The 16,616-nt window shown below is 59.3% G+C and carries 19 protein-coding genes and 1 rRNA gene; 18 read left to right on the top strand and 2 right to left on the bottom strand.

Going from position 1 to position 16,616, the window contains the following annotated elements:
- The first annotated feature begins 81 nt into the window (after window positions 1–81).
- The 6 genes from rrf to J7E36_RS23380 all read left to right on the top strand — a co-directional run bounded on the left by rrf (window position 82) and on the right by J7E36_RS23380 (window position 5,192).
- Window positions 82–197 (top strand): 5S ribosomal RNA (gene rrf, locus J7E36_RS23405).
- Between the two features lie 184 nt (window positions 198–381).
- On the top strand, window positions 382–1,017 hold the full coding sequence (locus tag J7E36_RS23400; protein WP_215008411.1) for an NADH:ubiquinone oxidoreductase subunit N: 636 nt from the start codon (window positions 382–384) through the stop codon (window positions 1,015–1,017).
- 158 nt (window positions 1,018–1,175) lie between these two features.
- Entirely contained in the window at window positions 1,176–2,681 is a 1,506-nt protein-coding gene (locus J7E36_RS23395; RefSeq protein WP_215008409.1) for a YdgA family protein, read from the top strand.
- 298 nt (window positions 2,682–2,979) lie between these two features.
- Window positions 2,980–3,540 carry a YbhB/YbcL family Raf kinase inhibitor-like protein gene (locus J7E36_RS23390; protein ID WP_215008407.1) on the top strand — a complete coding sequence of 187 codons (561 nt, stop codon included), beginning with the start codon at window positions 2,980–2,982 and terminating at the stop codon, window positions 3,538–3,540.
- 130 nt (window positions 3,541–3,670) lie between these two features.
- Entirely contained in the window at window positions 3,671–3,844 is a 174-nt protein-coding gene (locus J7E36_RS23385) for a hypothetical protein (RefSeq protein WP_215008405.1), read from the top strand.
- 34 nt (window positions 3,845–3,878) lie between these two features.
- Complete coding sequence (locus J7E36_RS23380; RefSeq protein ID WP_215008403.1) at window positions 3,879–5,192, top strand: MFS transporter; 1,314 nt, start codon at window positions 3,879–3,881, stop codon at window positions 5,190–5,192.
- Between the two features lie 40 nt (window positions 5,193–5,232).
- Here J7E36_RS23380 and J7E36_RS23375 read toward each other — a convergent pair whose 3' ends face one another.
- Window positions 5,233–6,111, bottom strand: a complete 879-nt coding sequence (locus tag J7E36_RS23375; RefSeq protein WP_215008401.1) for a LysR family transcriptional regulator — start codon at window positions 6,109–6,111, stop codon at window positions 5,233–5,235.
- Window positions 6,112–6,218: 107 nt separating this feature from the next.
- Here J7E36_RS23375 and J7E36_RS23370 point away from each other — a divergent pair, with 107 nt between their 5' ends.
- From J7E36_RS23370 to J7E36_RS23335, 8 genes are all read left to right on the top strand, one after another.
- Window positions 6,219–7,220, top strand: coding sequence for a zinc-dependent alcohol dehydrogenase family protein (locus J7E36_RS23370; RefSeq protein WP_215008399.1), 1,002 nt, complete (start codon window positions 6,219–6,221; stop codon window positions 7,218–7,220).
- A gap of 189 nt (window positions 7,221–7,409) precedes the next feature.
- Entirely contained in the window at window positions 7,410–7,991 is a 582-nt protein-coding gene (locus J7E36_RS23365) for a hypothetical protein (protein ID WP_215008397.1), read from the top strand.
- 46 nt (window positions 7,992–8,037) lie between these two features.
- On the top strand, window positions 8,038–8,718 hold the full coding sequence (locus J7E36_RS23360) for a CsgG/HfaB family protein (RefSeq protein ID WP_215008395.1): 681 nt from the start codon (window positions 8,038–8,040) through the stop codon (window positions 8,716–8,718).
- Between the two features lie 29 nt (window positions 8,719–8,747).
- A complete protein-coding gene (locus tag J7E36_RS23355) occupies window positions 8,748–9,107 on the top strand; it encodes a DUF4810 domain-containing protein (protein ID WP_215008393.1) in 360 nt (119 codons plus the stop codon).
- Window positions 9,104–9,757, top strand: coding sequence for a DUF799 domain-containing protein (locus J7E36_RS23350; protein ID WP_215008391.1), 654 nt, complete (start codon window positions 9,104–9,106; stop codon window positions 9,755–9,757). The genes J7E36_RS23355 and J7E36_RS23350 overlap by 4 nt, the downstream gene beginning before the upstream one ends.
- A gap of 146 nt (window positions 9,758–9,903) precedes the next feature.
- Window positions 9,904–11,583, top strand: coding sequence for a vWA domain-containing protein (locus tag J7E36_RS23345; protein WP_215008389.1), 1,680 nt, complete (start codon window positions 9,904–9,906; stop codon window positions 11,581–11,583).
- A 161-nt stretch (window positions 11,584–11,744) separates the two neighbouring features.
- Window positions 11,745–12,317 carry an RNA polymerase sigma factor gene (locus J7E36_RS23340; RefSeq protein WP_215008387.1) on the top strand — a complete coding sequence of 191 codons (573 nt, stop codon included), beginning with the start codon at window positions 11,745–11,747 and terminating at the stop codon, window positions 12,315–12,317.
- Window positions 12,314–12,922 (top strand): hypothetical protein, encoded by a 609-nt coding sequence (locus J7E36_RS23335; RefSeq protein WP_215008385.1) that lies wholly within the window; start codon window positions 12,314–12,316, stop codon window positions 12,920–12,922. Before J7E36_RS23340 ends, J7E36_RS23335 begins: the two co-directional genes overlap by 4 nt.
- 86 nt (window positions 12,923–13,008) lie before the next feature.
- Here the strand turns inward: J7E36_RS23335 and J7E36_RS23330 are convergent, their stop codons facing one another.
- Window positions 13,009–13,257 (bottom strand): helix-turn-helix domain-containing protein, encoded by a 249-nt coding sequence (locus J7E36_RS23330; protein ID WP_215008384.1) that lies wholly within the window; start codon window positions 13,255–13,257, stop codon window positions 13,009–13,011.
- A gap of 146 nt (window positions 13,258–13,403) precedes the next feature.
- On the opposite strand from J7E36_RS23330, the gene J7E36_RS23325 reads away from it, so the two are divergent.
- From J7E36_RS23325 to J7E36_RS23310, 4 genes are all read left to right on the top strand, one after another.
- Window positions 13,404–13,676 (top strand): hypothetical protein, encoded by a 273-nt coding sequence (locus tag J7E36_RS23325; RefSeq protein ID WP_215008383.1) that lies wholly within the window; start codon window positions 13,404–13,406, stop codon window positions 13,674–13,676.
- 78 nt (window positions 13,677–13,754) lie between these two features.
- Window positions 13,755–14,453: a hypothetical protein gene (locus J7E36_RS23320; protein WP_231286535.1), complete on the top strand. Its 699-nt coding sequence runs from the start codon at window positions 13,755–13,757 to the stop codon at window positions 14,451–14,453.
- A 1-nt stretch (window position 14,454) separates the two neighbouring features.
- Window positions 14,455–14,979, top strand: coding sequence for a type II toxin-antitoxin system VapC family toxin (locus tag J7E36_RS23315; RefSeq protein WP_215008380.1), 525 nt, complete (start codon window positions 14,455–14,457; stop codon window positions 14,977–14,979).
- 136 nt (window positions 14,980–15,115) lie between these two features.
- Window positions 15,116–16,615 (top strand): DUF3375 domain-containing protein, encoded by a 1,500-nt coding sequence (locus tag J7E36_RS23310; RefSeq protein ID WP_215008378.1) that lies wholly within the window; start codon window positions 15,116–15,118, stop codon window positions 16,613–16,615.
- Window position 16,616: the final 1 nt, after the last annotated feature.

Raw genomic sequence — 16,616 nt, 5'->3', positions numbered from 1 at the left:
TGCAGGTAGGGGTTTTGTTTTAAGTAGAAGCTATCGATTTTCGCCTGCTCGTTGTTGTTGAACGAGCGGGACACAGAATTTCTTGACGACCATAGAGCATTGGAACCACCTGATCCCATCCCGAACTCAGCAGTGAAACGATGCATCGCCGATGGTAGTGTGGGGTTTCCCCATGTGAGAGTAGGTCATCGTCAAGATTGAATTCCCAGAACCCCTGTCTGCTGACGCAGACAGGGGTTTTGTCGTTTTAGGCCAGTAATCGGATCGAGCTTCTGGTTGCCTGTATTCCCCGGCAAACCCCGCTGCCGTTGCTATGCTGTGGTAGTCGGGGTGCTGGCGAACGAAGGGCCCGCGACGTGACTGGTCATGGGGATTCCAATAATGAAAAACCCTTATGCTCCTGGCTTCTGGTGCGCTATAGCGGCTTTGATGCTGCTTTCGGCCACCTATTTCTATGGCGTCATGCTCACTCACCAGATCGATAAGGCGCTGCTCTTCCTGGACAGCGCAGCGGCATTGATCGGTGTGATCTCCATCGCAACAGTGGCCTGGGCATCGCTCCAGGGCCAACGCATCAAGAAAAAACACCTCGAACAAGGCAAGACCCTGGTGCTGATCTGGGATACCAAGGTCGCGCTCCGGCGCGTCGAAACCGTGTTCGACCGCTATTTCTGGGGCAGCTACTGGCAGCCTGGCCGTACGTTCCAGGAAGTCATGGGCGAGCTTACCGGCACGCCACTGGAAAAGAGTCTGGAAGCTCTGAAAGCCCAATGCGCAACCTTGGACAAGCAAGTTGCCCAGGATGGCTGGCATTGGCTCAATAATGCTCGTGAGTTGTGCGACGTCGCTAACGCCATGGCCCGGGAGCGCTACCAACTGGACTTCTGCGACTCGCGGGCGGACTCATCAGGCGCAGCGGTGATCAATCGTGATTTCGAAGTATTGGTCTACACGTGGACGGCCCGGCTCAAGACATTCGACCATCAACTCGACGAGATTGAAGTCCAATATTCGTAGACCGCCTCGCAAGAAAAGGTTTTTCCCCCTTTAAACATTGGGCCCGAAGGGCTGCCTGATGGTAATCTCCGCACCACTTCACGGCGTCGAGCCACACCCCCTTGCGGGTCAGGGAAGACGACGGCTTTCTTCAACCATGGATATCAATCGGGTCACTCATGAATAAATCAGCAAGCGTACTTCTGGGGATCGTCGTGGCGGTCGGTGCCATCAGCGCGGGTGGCGCCTGGTACACCGGCACCAAGCTGGAAGGCGTTCTGAACAACGCTATTGCCGATAGCAACAAACAGATGCAAACGGCTTTGGCTGGGTCCAACAGCACGGCTGTCCTGGAATTGGTTTCCATGGACCGTGGCACCTTCAGCAGCACCGCCCACTACCGTCTCAAAGGTGAGGGCGAGATGTTCGGCGGAGAGTCGGTTGAGCTGCTCTTCGTCGACAAGATCGAACACGGGCCAATTCCGTTCTCGCGTCTGGTAACACTTAAGTGGTTGCCGGTCATGGCCACCAGCCACAGCGAACTTGAGCGCAATCCACTGACCGATAAGTGGTTCGCCGCTACCCAGGGCAAATCGCCGCTCAAGGGTGTGGTCAACCTGGGCTACGACGAGTCCATCAATGGCACCTATGAGCTGTTGCCGCTGGACACCAAGCTGGACGAGAAAACCCAGCTGATCTTCTCTGGCCTGAAAATCGACCTGGCCGCCAGTGCCAAGGCTCAAAAGGTCAAGGCTGATGGCTACATGGACAGCTTCAAACTGAGCACCGTCGCCGAAGACCAGACGCCGCTGCAGATTGAGATCAACGGGCTGACGCTGGCCAGCAACCTGAGCAAAAGCACCTATGGCTACTACATGGGTGATAACGCCCTGTTGTTGAGCAATACCAAGGCCACCTTTGGTGAGCCGAAGTCGGTGCTGGGCCTGAAGAGCCTGGAAATGAAGAACAGCAGCACCGAGAACGGCACCAGCGCTTCGGGGCGTGCCGACTACAAGATCGGTGAAGTGTCGTTCAACGACAAGATCATTGGTTCAGCGCAGATGGCGGTAAGCCTGAAGAACCTGGACATCCCTGCCACGATGTCGTTGATGCAGGTTTACCAGGCCAAGCTGCAGCCGTACGAAAAAGCCGCTGCCGAAGCCGCTGCTGCCGGAGAGCCAACACCCGAGCTGAACCTGACCGAAGCGGAAGAAGCACAGGTCAAGGCCGATCTGGAAAAACTCCTGGCCGGCGCCCCGCAAATTGCATTGGAAAACCTGTCGTTCAATACCGCCAGCGGCGAAAGCCGTGCAAGCCTGGTTATCGACCTTGCCAAGCCGCAATCCCTGGATCTGCCGCCGGATGAGCTGGGTCGCCAATTACTGGCGCTGCTGGACTTCAACCTCAAGGTCTCCAAGCCAATGTTGGTGGACCTGATGACCGTGCAGGCGCAAATGGAAGGTCAGACTGACGCCAAGCTGATCGCCGACCAAGCCAGTGCCACCAGCGATATGTTCAGCGCCATGGCCGTGGGTACGAAACTGGCAACGCTCGAAGGCAATGACGTGGTGACCAAGCTGCGCTACGCCAACAATCAGGTTGATTTCAACGGTCAGAAGATGACGGTCGAACAATTCACAGCGTTTGTGATGAACCAGATTGGCGGCGGGGTCGCGGTCCAGTAACCGCCCCAGGCAACCTCCAGAACCGGCCCGTGCACAGCGCACGGGCCGGTTTTTTTTGATGCGCCAGGCATGGCGCGTTGCGCGTAAGCGCAACCAGCTTGCAACGACCTTTTCTGGTGGTCATCGATGTATTCATCAGCGTGCCGGCGTGGGTCGGATTGCTGTTCTCATCTGCCAGTGGACTGAGGGTCTTTCCCTGGGTTGAAGCAAGTTCAGCATAATTGTCACTGCAACCTTGTGGGCGCTGCGGCTATAGTTCGCAGGCCGTCCATGGCCTGATCCGCAAAAGGTGCCCGGTATGACCCGATTGAATTCCCTCACCCCCTGGCTGGCGGCCTTCGCCCTGGTGCTATGCGCACAAGGCGTTGCCCAGGCCGAGGAGCGCTTCACCCTTAACATCCCCGGCGTGTCGGACGACCGCCTCTTCACCGCTGCGGCGGCCAGTGACGCCAACAATTGCGGCGGCAAGAACATTTCCCCGGCCCTGAGCTGGAACGCCGGCCCGCCCGGCACCCTGAGCTACGCCATTGTCATGCTGGACCCGGACGGCCAGCGAGGCCAGGGGGTCGACCATTGGGTCCATTACGGGATCAAGGCCACCACTCGGCAGATTCCGGCAGGTGGAGGCACCAAGGCCTCGCTGGAAGGCATGAGCGGTATCAACAGCAAGAACACCCATGGCTACATCGGCCCTTGCCCGCCCCTTGGCGACAGTGCACACCACTACCTGATTCAGCTGTTCGCCCTGGACTTGCCCCCGGAGGCCCTGCCCGCTGGTCTTACGCGCGCCCAGTTGATGGAAAAAATCAACGGTCATGTGCTGCGCAACAGCAGCGTGGTGCGGCGCTACCATCGCTGACCGTGCTGGCCTTTTGTGACGAGGGCGCTTGCTCCCGCTGGGCTGCGCTGCAGCCCAGTCCCCAGGGTTGGCATCTCATGCCAAAAACGAGCACTATCGAGCCCCTGTTCATTCAAGCCGGAGGATGGCGATGACGCAGAAACCCGACGGCATCGCCCGCCTCAAGAACTGCCCCACCAAGGGCGACGAAATACGCCGGGCCATCGCCCAGAGCCGCAAGGATTTCCTGCCTGCCGACGAGGCCGAAGACGCCGCGCCAGGTCAATCGCCGGCCCAGCCCGTGGACAACGCTCGCGACGACTGAGCTGTCGCCCGTTCCCAACTTTCCGAATTTGCCTATGACTGCCAAAACTCATCTACCAGGCGACCGATTCAGCCGATCCGATTACAAAACCCTGGGCCTCGCTGCCTTGGGCGGCGCCCTGGAGATCTACGACTTCATCATTTTCGTCTTCTTTGCCCTGACCCTCAGCCAGTTGTTCTTCCCACCGGAAATGCCCGACTGGCTGCGCTTGCTGCAAAGCTTCGGGATTTTTGCCACCGGTTACCTGGCGCGGCCCCTGGGCGGGATCCTCATGGCGCACTTTGCCGATCGCCTGGGACGCAAGCGGGTGTTCAGCCTGAGCATCCTGATGATGGCCTTGCCCTGCCTGCTCATCGGGGTCATGCCGACCTACGCGCAAATCGGCTATTTCGCGCCGTTGCTGTTGTTGGCATTGCGCATCCTGCAGGGCGCGGCGGTGGGCGGGGAGGTGCCCAGCGCCTGGGTATTCGTGGCCGAACACGCGCCGTTGCACCATCGCGGCTATGCCCTGGGTTTTCTCCAGGCCGGGCTGACATTCGGCTACTTGCTGGGCGCCCTGACGGCAACCGCGCTGGCGCGGATCTACACCCCGGCGGAGATCCTCGATTACGCCTGGCGCCTGCCATTCCTGCTGGGCGGGGTCTTTGGCGTGATTGGCGTCTGGCTACGCCGCTGGCTGAGCGAAACACCGATCTTCATGGCCCTGCAAGCCAACCGCGAAGGCGCGGCCGAGCTGCCGTTGCGCACGGTCCTGCGCGACCACCGGCATGCCTTGCTGCCCGCTGCCATCCTGACCTGTGTACTGACCTCCGCTGTGGTGGTGTTCGTGGTCATCACCCCGACCGTGATGCAAAAAAGCTTCGGCATGACCGCCGGTCACACGTTCGCCCTGAGCAGCCTGGGCATCGTCTTCCTGAACATCGGCTGCGTCCTGGCTGGCCTCATCGTCGACCGGATCGGTGCCTGGCGCACCGTCATGCTCTACAGCTTGCTGCTGCCCCTGGGCATTACCGTACTCTACGCCAACTTGATCAACGGCGGTGCCTGGCTAGGCCTGGCGTACGCCGTCGCCGGCCTGGGTTGCGGCGTGGTCGGCGCGGTACCTTCGGTGATGGTCAGCCTGTTCCCGGCGAAAATCCGCGTATCCGGCATTTCGTTCACCTACAACATCGCCTACGCACTCTGGGCCAGCATGACGCCCTTGCTGCTGATTGCGCTGGTACCGTGGAGCCCATGGGTGTGCGTGGGGTATTGCGTGGTGATGGGGGCCGTAGGGGTGGGTGCTGCGTTGTATTTCCCCGGGCGGTATACAACGCCGGCGCAGCGGTCTTTGGTGTGTGAGTCCTAGGCCTGCTCGAAAGGTACCGTGGGCCGGACAAGTCGCCTTTTCAAAGACGCTCTCGCAAAAATTCCACAAAAGCGCGGGTTCTTGCCGAGCGGCGTCGGTCCTGGCTGAACACTGCGCTGATGGGCAGTGCCAGCGGCCGGTAATCATCAAGCACGGTGGTCACGGTAGCCTGGCGAACATCGGCGGCGAATAGCCATTGCGGTGACAGCGAGATGCCCAGTCCGGAGATCACCATCTCCCGGATCGCTTCGCTGCTGTTGCTGGTGACGTTGCCCTTGATTGTCACGCGGTGCTGTTCGCCCTTCCGGTCGAATTGCCAGACGTCATAGTGTTCCAGCAGCGTGAAGCCCAGGCAGTTATGCCGGACCAGATCGGCCGGCTCAATCGGCGTGCCGTGTTGCTGCAAGTACGCGGGAGCGGCGTACACCTGGCGTGGGCTGTCGCAGAGGGACACAGCCACCAGCCCTTCGTTTTTCACCGCACCGACCCGGACGGCGACGTCGATGTTCTCCTTCAGCACGTCTTCGTGTTGGTCGCTCAACCTCAGGTCGATCCGAACCTGTGGATGACGGGCCAGAAATTCTCCCATCAGGGGGGCTATGCACAACCGCCCGAAACTCATTGGCGCCGCTACCCGCAGGGGGCCGGCGACTTGTTCCTGGCCGCTGGCGAAGCTGAGCCTGGCGCTGTTCAGGCTGGCGAGGATGTCCTTGCTCTCGGTGTAGAAGCGCTGCCCCTGATCGGTCAACGCGAGATGGCGAGTGCTACGGGCGAACAACGCCCCGCCCAGATGTTGCTCCAGCGCGCGGATCTGCTTGCTGACTGCCGGCTGGCCCAGGTTCAACTCCCTGGCAACGGCCGAGAACGAGCCCCGCTCGACCACCCGTACGAACATGTGCATTGCGTCGAACAGATCCATACCGATTGGGCCTTTGTCTGGAATAAATCCTATCCATTATTGCTTACTTATCGGAATGTGCCCCTGCTCGCACTATGAACCTGCCCACTCATCGGAGGTTTACCGTCATGAACAACACCATGTTTGCCGCCGTTGCCGAGACCGCTCAGGCGCCGCTGATCGTGCGTCACATCCCTCGACCTGTTCCCGGCAAGGGACAGGTGTTGGTCCGGGTACACGCTGCCGGGATCAATCCGCTGGATACCAAGATCGCGGCAGGCGGCGGCGCCCATGCTCGCCAGCCGCTGCCCGCCGTGTTGGGTATTGACCTGGCCGGAACGGTCGTCGAACTCGGCGAAGGCGTCAGCGACTTCGCCCCTGGCGACGAGGTGTTCGGCATGGCAGGAGGAATTGGCGGTGCCCAGGGGGCCCTGGCCCAATACATCGCCGTCGACGCCCGTCTGATCGCGCCCAAACCCCGCTCCTTGAGCATGCGTGAAGCAGCGGCCTTGCCGCTGGTGTTCATCACCGCTTGGGAAGGGCTGGTGGACCGCGCCAACATTCGGCCCGGCCAGCAAACGTTGATTCATGGGGGGGCCGGCGGTGTCGGTCAGATGGCTGTACAAATCGCCAAGGCCCGAGGCGCCGAGGTCTACGCCACCGGCTCGGCCAGCAGCCTGGATTTCATTCGTGAACTGGGTGCCACACCCATCGACTACCGAGCCCAGGATACCGACAGTTACGTGCGCCAGCACACCGATGGCGAGGGGTTCGACATTGTCTACGATACCGTTGGTGGTCCTACTCTGGATGCCTCGTTCAACGCCGTGAAGACCTACACCGGTCATGTGCTCAGCTGCCTCGGCTGGGGACAGCACAGCCTGGCGCCGTTGTCATTTCGTGGAGCCAGTTATTCCGGCGTGTTCACCTTGATGCCGCTGCTGACCGGCAAGGGCCGCGAGCACCATGGTCAGATCCTCCGCCAAGCGGCGGCGCTGGTTGAGGCCGGGGCCTTGCGGATCAAACTGGATCCTCGGCGGTTCGGCCTGAATGAGGTGAACGAAGCGTTTGCGCAAGTGGCCGACGCGCGCGGGCAAGGGAAAACCGTGGTGGAAATCGAAGCTGATTGATTGGGCCCTCGTCACGGCGATGCGCCAGGAAACGCTCCGGTTCATCAAGCGACCGGTGCTTCGGCGTGTGAGGTGGGTCCTTGTCGAAACCTGAACCTGGTCGATAGCAGCGAAACCGCTTGAGAAGCCCTCCAGACTCCGTAAAATTCGCCGCGCTTTGCAATCAATTGTTCAAGGACGAATTCAGACATGCGTTTTTTCGCACCATTGCTGGCGCTCTGCCTCATGGCGGGCTGCGCTTCCAAGCCCGACTACTACGTTTCCCCTTCGCCGGTAGCGATTCCCAGGAACGCCACCTATTGGATCGATACCTTCAACGTCGAAGTCGTCGGCAAGAATGAACGCTTTCTGCCCGACGAAACCGTTCGCGAGCAATTGAACGGCGACCTGGTCGGCCGTCTGCTCGATGCCAATCGTTATGCCGCGAGCAAGGCAACCGCCGACTATCTGCTGGATGTAAACGCGGTTTATGCGCGCCGTATCCAGGATACCCAAGGCGGCTTCATGAACAGTATCGTTGCCGACGGTACGTACCTGGCCAGTGTCGATTTCAGCTATCAAGTCACGGTGAAGAAGGCCGATACCGAGGTGCTGCACTTTGCCCAGGCCCGCGAGGGGTTGATGCCCGGCGGCGCGATAGGGCAAATGCAGAACATGAAAAGCATGCTGGGCGCGCTCACCAACAAGGGTAACTCCGATGTGGAACGTTACTACACCGGTGTGTTGAGCCGCTTTATCGTCGATGACCTTCTGGCCATCCCGTCTCGTTGATCATTCGTAACACCGCGCAGCGCTGATTCTCACTTAGGGGTACCCCGTGAAAACATTGTTTAAAGTCCTGCTGTCCGGCCTCGCCGCCGCAGCGTTGCTGACCGTGGCCGGTTGTGCCTCGGAAAGCTCCCGCGCGTTGCCGATTGAAAAAGTTGCCAGCGCCGGCGTTGCTTATTCCGGCGTGCGCGTGCCGATTGCCGTGGGCAAGTTCGATAACCGTTCCAGCTACATGCGTGGAATCTTTTCCGATGGTGTCGACCGCCTTGGCGGTCAGGCCAAGACCATCCTGATTACCCACTTGCAACAGACCAATCGCTTCAACGTGCTGGATCGCGACAACATGAGCGAAATCTCCCAGGAAGCCGCCATCAAAGGGACTGCGCAAAAGCTCAAGGGCGCTGACTACGTAGTGACTGGCGACGTGACCGAGTTCGGCCGCAAAGAGACCGGCGACCGCCAGCTGTTCGGCATCCTCGGCCGTGGCAAGACTCAAGTGGCCTACGCCAAGGTCAACCTGAACATCGTCAACATCAGTACTTCCGAAGTGGTGTATTCCACCCAGGGCGCGGGTGAATACGCCCTCTCCAACCGTGAAGTGATCGGCTTCGGCGGCACCGCCAGCTATGACTCCACCCTCAATGGCAAGGTCCTGGACCTGGCCATGCGCGAGGCTATCAATCGCCTGGTGGACGGCATCAATGCCGGGGCCTGGAACCCACGCAACTGATCAGCAACCTTTAATGGAGCAGTACAAGGATGAGCAAGGCAGTCAAGTTGGCGCTGGCGCTGACAGTGGGCGCGACAGTCGCGGGTTGCCAGACGGCGCCTCCGACCCTGTATCAGTGGGAAAGTTACCAGCCGCAGGTATACGAATACTTCAAGGGCGAACCCAAGGAAGCGCAAGTCGAGGCATTGGAGCGGGATCTGCAAAAGATCAACGCCAGTGGCCGCAAGGCCCCGCCGGGCTACCATGCGCACTTGGGCATGCTCTACCTGAGCATGGGCAAGGATGACCAGATGGTGCAGGAGTTGCGCACCGAAAAGGCACTGTTCCCCGAGTCTGCGACTTATATGGACATGTTGCTTAAAAATGCCAAGGCAGGAGACGTCAAATGAGCCTTATGAAATGGGCGGGCGCTTTGCTGGCCGTGGCCTTGCTGGCAGGTTGCGCGGCACCCAGGACCGTCGACTATTCGGCCTTCAAGCAGGCTCGTCCCAAGTCGATTCTGGTGCTGCCGCCGATCAACGAATCCCCGGAGGTGCAGGCTTCCTACAGTCTGGTTTCCCAGGTGACCTATCCGTTGGCCGAAGCGGGTTACTACGTGTTGCCGATTGCCCTGGTGGATGAAACCTTCCGCCAGAACGGCCTGACAACACCGAACGACATCCAGGGTGTGGCCCCGGCCAAGCTGCATGACATTTTCGGCGCGGACGCGGCCCTGTACATCACCATCAGCGAGTACGGTACCCGCTACATGCTGATCTCCAGTGAAACGGCGGTCACCGCTTCGGCCAAGCTGGTGGACCTGCGCAGCGGCACCACCCTGTGGACGGGCAGCGCTCGTGCTTCCAGCGAAGAAGGTGGAAATAACAGCGGCGGTGGGCTGGTCGGCATGTTGGTCACTGCGGCGGTCAAGCAAGTGATCAACAGCTCCACGGACGCAGGCCATCCGATTGCCGGTATTGCCAGTACGCGGCTGCTGTCGGCTGGGCAACGCACCGGGATCCTGTACGGCCCGCGTTCGCCCAAATACGGTTCGGACTGACCTGCCCGGCGTAAACCGCCTGGTCACCTTTGGGCTGGCCAGGCGTTGTTTTCAGGTCCTGTAAAAATTATCGAGCCGTCAACCCGAACCGCATCCCCCTCTCGTCTGAGCTTGTGAACGGATCATCCACTCACGAGGTTCAACCCATGTCCCGTCCATTTTCCTTCCTGCGTCCTGCTGCCCAGGGCTTCGCCGTGACCTTACTGGTGGCGCTGGCCGGTTGTGGGTTGCCTTCGCCCCGGGACGCCGCCAGGACCGAAGAGTCCGCGCCTGCGGCTGCCAAGCCCGAACCGCAAAGCGAGGCTGGCTACGTGCAACCGTCCACGCTCAAGCGTAGGGTCGCGCCGGCCCCGATGAGCGCGCCGATGGTCGCGAACGATGCCATCGCTGCGGATTACCGCAGTGAACCGCGCGAGCAATATGAAAAACTGCCGGACAACCCCGTCCATAGTGTCGCCCAAACGCCGGTCTCGACCTTCAGCGTGGATGTCGACACCGGCAGTTACGCCAATGTGCGACGTTTCCTCAATCAAGGCAGCCTGCCGCCCGAAGGGGCTGTGCGATTGGAGGAAATGGTCAACTACTTCCCGTATAGCTACGCCCTGCCTACCGACGGTTCACCTTTTGGCGTGACCACCGAAGTCGCGCCGTCGCCGTGGAACCCGCACACCCGTTTGCTGCGCATTGGCATCAAGGCGTCCGACCGCGCCGTGGCGGACCTGGCGCCGGCCAACCTGGTGTTCCTGGTGGACGTTTCCGGCTCCATGGACCGCCGCGAAGGCCTGCCGCTGGTCAAGAGCACGCTGAAACTGTTGGTGGATCAATTGCGCGATCAGGACCGGGTATCGCTGGTGGTGTATGCCGGCGAGTCCCGGGTGGTGCTCAAACCTACTTCGGGCCGCGATAAAGTGAAAATCCGCAATGCCATCGACCAACTGAGTGCCGGTGGCTCCACTGCTGGTGCCTCGGGCATCGAACTGGCTTATCAGCTGGCCCGGGAGAGCTTTATCGACCAAGGCATCAACCGCATCCTGCTGGCCACCGACGGCGACTTCAACGTCGGTGTCAGTGACTTCGACAGCCTCAAGCAAATGGCGGTGGACCAGCGCAAGAGCGGTATCTCCCTCACCACGCTGGGCTTTGGTGTGGATAACTACAACGAGCATCTGATGGAGCAACTGGCTGACGCCGGGGACGGCAACTACGCCTACATCGACAACCTGCTCGAAGCGCGCAAAGTCCTGGTGGACCAGCTCAGTTCGACCTTGGCGGTGGTGGCGCGGGACGTGAAGTTGCAGGTGGAATTCAACCCCGCCCAGGTCAGCGAATATCGCCTGTTGGGTTATGAGAACCGTGCGCTCAAGCGTGAGGATTTCAACAACGACAAGGTCGATGCCGGCGAAATCGGTGCAGGGCATACGGTGACGGCGTTGTACGAAATTGTGCCGAAGGGCGAAAAGGGTTGGTTGGAACCGTTGCGTTATGCCAGCGCGCAGCCGAAGCAGGAAGGCACGGCCGGGGAAATGGCGATGTTGCGTGTACGCTACAAGCCCGCTGAAGGCGGCAACAGCCGACTGATCGAGCACCCCATCAGCGCGCAGGGCGAAGGCAAGGCCAGCGATGACCTGCGCTTTTCGGCGGCCGTGGCGGCCTTTGCGCAGCAGCTCAAGGGGGACGGGCGCTACACTGGAGCGATGAGCTTGAAGGACACTGCTCAATTGGCTCGCTCAGCCCGAGGTGATGACCCGTTCGGACTGCGCGCCGAGTTCGTGCAGATGGTCGAGCTGGCGCAGAGCCTCAAGCCGGAGAGCAAGCCCGGATCCTGAGACAGCGAGGATCCATGTGGGAGCGAGCCTGCTCGCGAAGGCGGTTTGACAGTCAGTATTTCTATCGACTGTCGCACCGCCTTCGCGAGCAGGCTCGCTCCCACAGTGGACCTGTGCTGCTCGTAGAACCGCATTTCAATTGGAAGGAGTCCGCCATCCAAATGCCCGCCCCGATTGACTCTGCCAGCGACGAAGCACTGCTGGCCCGCTACCGCAACGGTGACGGGACTTCTTTCGAAGCCTTGTACGCCCGCCATCGCCTGGGGCTTTATCGTTTCCTCGTGTCCTTGAGCAATAAAGCCGAGCTGGCCGAAGAAGTCTTCCAGGACACCTGGCTCAGCCTGATCCGCAGCACGACCCAGCCACAGGGGCGGGCAAGTTTTCGTACCTGGCTGTTCCAGATTGCCCGCAACCGCTTGATCGACCATTGGCGCAAGCACGGTGTTCACAACCCGCTGCATGACAGCTACGACGAACAGTTGCACGTCCAACCCGATGACACTGACAACCCCGAGCAACAGTTGAGCCTGAGCCGGGACCAGGCGCGCCTGGACGCCGCGTTACAGGCGTTGCCCGAAGTTCAGCGGGAAGTCTTCCTGCTGCGCTTGCATGGCGAACTTGAGTTGCCGCAGATTGCCGTCCTGACCGGCGTCCCGCTGGAAACCGCGAAAAGCCGCTTGCGTTACGCCCAGCAGAAATTGCATCGACTGCTGGCCGAGGAGGTACCCGCATGATTGATTCCAAGAACATCCAGGATCCCAACGACGAGGGTCTGATCGAGCATTTCCGCCAACACACCAGCGGCGAGCCGCCCGCTTCCCTGGACGCCTTCATCCTGGCCGCCGCCCGCCGCGAAGCCCCTGCGCCCCAACCGAGCCTGTGGCAACGCTGGCTGCAGGCTTGCCAACAGCCGCGCTGGCAAATGGCATTTGCCACAGTCGCGGGTGTGGCGCTGATGATCGGCCTGGTGCTGCGCTCGCCAGTGCCTCAAGACGACTTGGTTGAGCCGGCCTCGCTGGACTTTTCCAGCCGCCAGGCGCCAGCCCTTGCAGCCACCCCCACCAAGCCCGCTCCTGCGCCGATGGCGCGCATGGCACCCCAGGCCGAAATGGCCCCGGCCCCGGCAAGCCCGGTGCAATCCCTGGCGGATGAACCCAAGGCGAAAATGAGCAAACCGGCGCCTGCCGCACTGCCGTCCCTGGAGCAAGGCCTGTTGGAAATCCTGCGCCTGCGCCAGGCCGGGGATACCAAGGTGGCGGATGAGAAGCTGCTTGCGTTGCACAAGCGCTTCCCCAAGGAAGACCTGCCGGCGCGGCTGGAGGCGTTGCGCAAGCGTTGAGTGGAAATCAGCGCTTATCGCTTATAGAAAGCCCTGAGTCGTAAAGACTGGGCTTCCGAAAACTGTTTTCGCAAAAGCTGAGAGAATCACTCGTCGTTGAGAGCAGCTTCGTAATCAGCAGAGAAGCTCGTCAGGTTCGTGCCTAGCACCAAACACAGATCCCGCAACTGAACCGTGTCCAGCCTTCTCACCCCTCGTTCAACGTCGCTCATGAAAGACTGTGGCCTGCCCAGCGCCGTTGAACATTGCGCCTGGGTTAAACCGGAAGCGATACGCATGCGCTTGAGAACCTGAAGAAAAACATCATGTTCGCGTCGATAGATAGCTTTGGTCATGGCGGCGTCTGTGGTAATTCGATCTGTCACGCTATATCTACTTTCCAGATATCTGATTTTCAGTTATCTTGATTCAGATCCAGGATTGGTAGCGTTCGAATACAGCGGCCTATCCATATCAGTACGTCTGACAAGGAGTCTTACACATGTCGCATTACATACCGCTGCAAACCAATAACCCTGATTGCCCCGTTCTGCTGATCGACAGCCAGATGCCTACCGGGATGCTGGTCGAGAGCGCCCTCAATCGCATCAAGGCCGGAACGGATCTTCTGGAAAGCATCACCTCGGTCACGATCAAGGGCATCGACGATGGTGATCTGTATCGTTTCACCAACGCTGCGTACCTGCTTTTGCGAGAGGGTTCGGATGTGTTGGAGGTGGTGAGTCGTAATGTCGATGGTGCCATAAGCCGCTGATACTCAAGCATAGGGTTACAAATGCAGGCGTAGCAGGATCACATGAGCGGAACTATACTCGCCAGCATGAAAAAGCTAATGCTCGAACTCGACGGAACCGATCCAAGCAAGCTCTCGATGGCTCGCCTGACGGATTACCTATGTGAGCTCGCTGAGCTTTTTGGCTCGCAAGATAATGTTCATTTTGACTCTGTTACCGAAGGCTGTGTCTGCCTTAATACTTGGGTGGAAGATGAGAAGTACCCCCACGTATTAAACCGGGTGCGTGAAGCAGCTCAGGGAGTTGGCCCTAAGCGCGCAAGAAAAGCGTACGCGCAGCTATCCGCATTGATGGAGCAGGATCGAGTAGATGGCGTCTTGCAAGCCGCAGATGCGAACATTCTTCAGTTTCCCAAAGCCAAGGCTGCCCCTCCTCCTATGGTTGTCATCAAGCAAGGTAGCGTCCAAGGACGTCTGTATATCGTTGGTGGGAAAGACGAGACGGTTCCTGTTCGGCTTGAGGGCGCAGGTGGCGAAACACTTCTGTGTGAAGCCGATACAGCATTAGCTGAGCAACTGGGCAAGCTGTTGTTCAAGCACGTTCGGGTTCATGGGAAGGGGGAATGGGAAAGTCGGCCGCACGGTGGTTGGCGACTGAGAAAAATGTTCATCCAGTCCTATGAAAAACTTGAAAAAGCCTCTTTGCGTAGTGCGGTTACCCAACTCAAAGAACTTGGTGGTAACACCTGGAGCGAGATGGATGACCCTCATGGAACGATTCAAAACCTAAGGGGTTGAGGTGCGCATAGTTCTCGATACTAACGTTCTCGTCCAAGCCTTGGGAAATGCAAAAGACGGTATCGTCTTGGTTGATCCTGCCACTGGCCACAATGTTGATAGAGCGGTGGCGAGAGCGGAGGCTTTAATCGAGATGGTCGACGCCAGGGGCGGGACGGTGCTGATTCCAACGCCTGCATTGGCTGAGTATCTGGTTGGCATTGATCGGGGTTTTCATCAGAGCCACCTTGATGTCATAAACGGCTTCTCATGTTTTGAGATCGTGTCGTTTGATCAGATCGCTGCGGTCGAATGCGCCCGTATGGTTGATGACAACGAATTGAAAGTACTTGATCCTGCTGCAACGAAAGCCAAGTTACGTTTTGATCGTCAGATCATTGCTACTGCCCTCGCAACCAATGCTGACGAGATTTGGACTCATGACGTGGGACTTTATTCCAAGGCTCAGAAGTGTGGGCTTGTGGTGCGATCGCTGGGAGATATTGAGCCGGCTCCCGAGCAACTTGAGGTCAATCTCGATCCCTAGAATTGATTGGAACGTAGACACCGGGATTTATTTGATTTCATACCACGTGGAGCGTGAAAACGATCACCCATAAAAAAGCCTCAGGTCTTACGACTCGGGGCTTTTTGTGCTCAGACAATCTTTGAATGTGGCCGTCATGGAAGAAAGCGCGCAACAGCGTTCAGAACGCTATGTATCCGCCCGCAGCCAGCACCCTGCGTGGCTTTTGCTCGCCTCGCGCCGTGCTCCGCTCGTATTGGGCTGCCTGCGCACGCTGCTCGAGCGGGCTCATGATGGGATCCCCATGGAGGATGCGCTGCAAGCGTTGTCCGAAATGCTGGCTGCTTATGCCAGCCAGGAGCTTTACGAGATTGACCCGGATGCAACGCATCTCCAGGCAGGTCGTGAGCTTCGTGAGTGGATCAAGCGACGTCTGGTCGTAGAACGAGAGGGTCGTATCTACGCAACCGATGCGTTGGAGTCCGCCATCCAGTTCGTCGATTCGCTGGATAGTCGGATCATGACCTCCACGGCATCTCGCCTTTCGGTGGTCCAGCGCGAGATCGAGAACCTTGAAACGGGTCTGAACCCCAGCCCAACTGGCCGTATTGCCAGCCTGCGCCGCCGAATTCAGGATTTGGAGCACGAGCTAGCACAGGTAGAAGCTGGCCACGTCATCGTACTGGATGAAGCGCAGGCGATAGAGGGTATACGCGAGGTATATAACCTGGCCACCAGCCTGCGCGCAGACTTTCGACGAGTTGAAGACTCTTGGCGCGAGGCGGATCGCGCCCTTCGACACTCCATCATCAGCGAGCAGTCTCATCGTGGAGAGATCGTCGATCGGTTGTTGGATGGGCAAGATGCTCTACTCAACACTCCGGAAGGGCGTGTCTTCGAAAGCTTCCAGCAGCAACTGAGGCAGTCCGCTGAGCTGGAAACCATGCGTGAGCGCTTGCGCACCATCCTACGTCATCCAGCGGTTCCAAAGGCGCTTAATCGTCCCCAGCAACTTGAGCTTCGTTGGCTGGCGTTACGCTTGGTTCGGGAGTCGCAGGCTGTGCTCCAAGCGCGCGCTCGAAGCGAGCGCGATGTTCGTGGCTTCATGAAGACGGGGCTGGCAGCCGAGCATCATCGCGTCGGACAGTTACTCAACGACTTCTTCAATCTAGCGCTCAGCGTCGACTGGCAACGCCAGTCGGAACGCCGTAAGCCTGCATGTATACCACCGGTTGGCGTAGCCATTACTGGTGTCCCGGCAATCGAGCGTCTCCGCTTCAAGAATCTGGATGACGATGATATGGGCGAGCTGGATCTGAGTTTGAAGCCTGCTGGGTCGGAGCAGATTGAGGATGACTTCTGGGAAGCCTTCGACGGGCTGGATCGTGAAGCGCTGATTCATGACACCCTGGCTGTACTGGTAGAGCAGGGTCGCCCTCTGAGTCTCGTGGAGCTGGCGACTTTGCTTCCACCTGCTCACGACCTGGAAACTTTTGCGCTCTGGCTGGCGATGGCGCGCGAAGCAGGTATCGAGGTGCTGACGGAGGAGCGTCAGCTCGTGGAGCTGGTTGACGAGGATGAGCAACGCTGGCGTTTCAATCTGCCTTATGTCGGACTCGACCACGAGGCACTCAAGGACATCAATTGGGAGTTGTGAG

This window comes from Pseudomonas fluorescens, assembly GCF_018614775.1.
GTDB classification, from domain to species: domain Bacteria; phylum Pseudomonadota; class Gammaproteobacteria; order Pseudomonadales; family Pseudomonadaceae; genus Aquipseudomonas; species Aquipseudomonas fluorescens_BY.
Note: the sequence above shows the minus strand (reverse complement) of the source record. Positions and strands in the feature narration are given on the sequence as shown.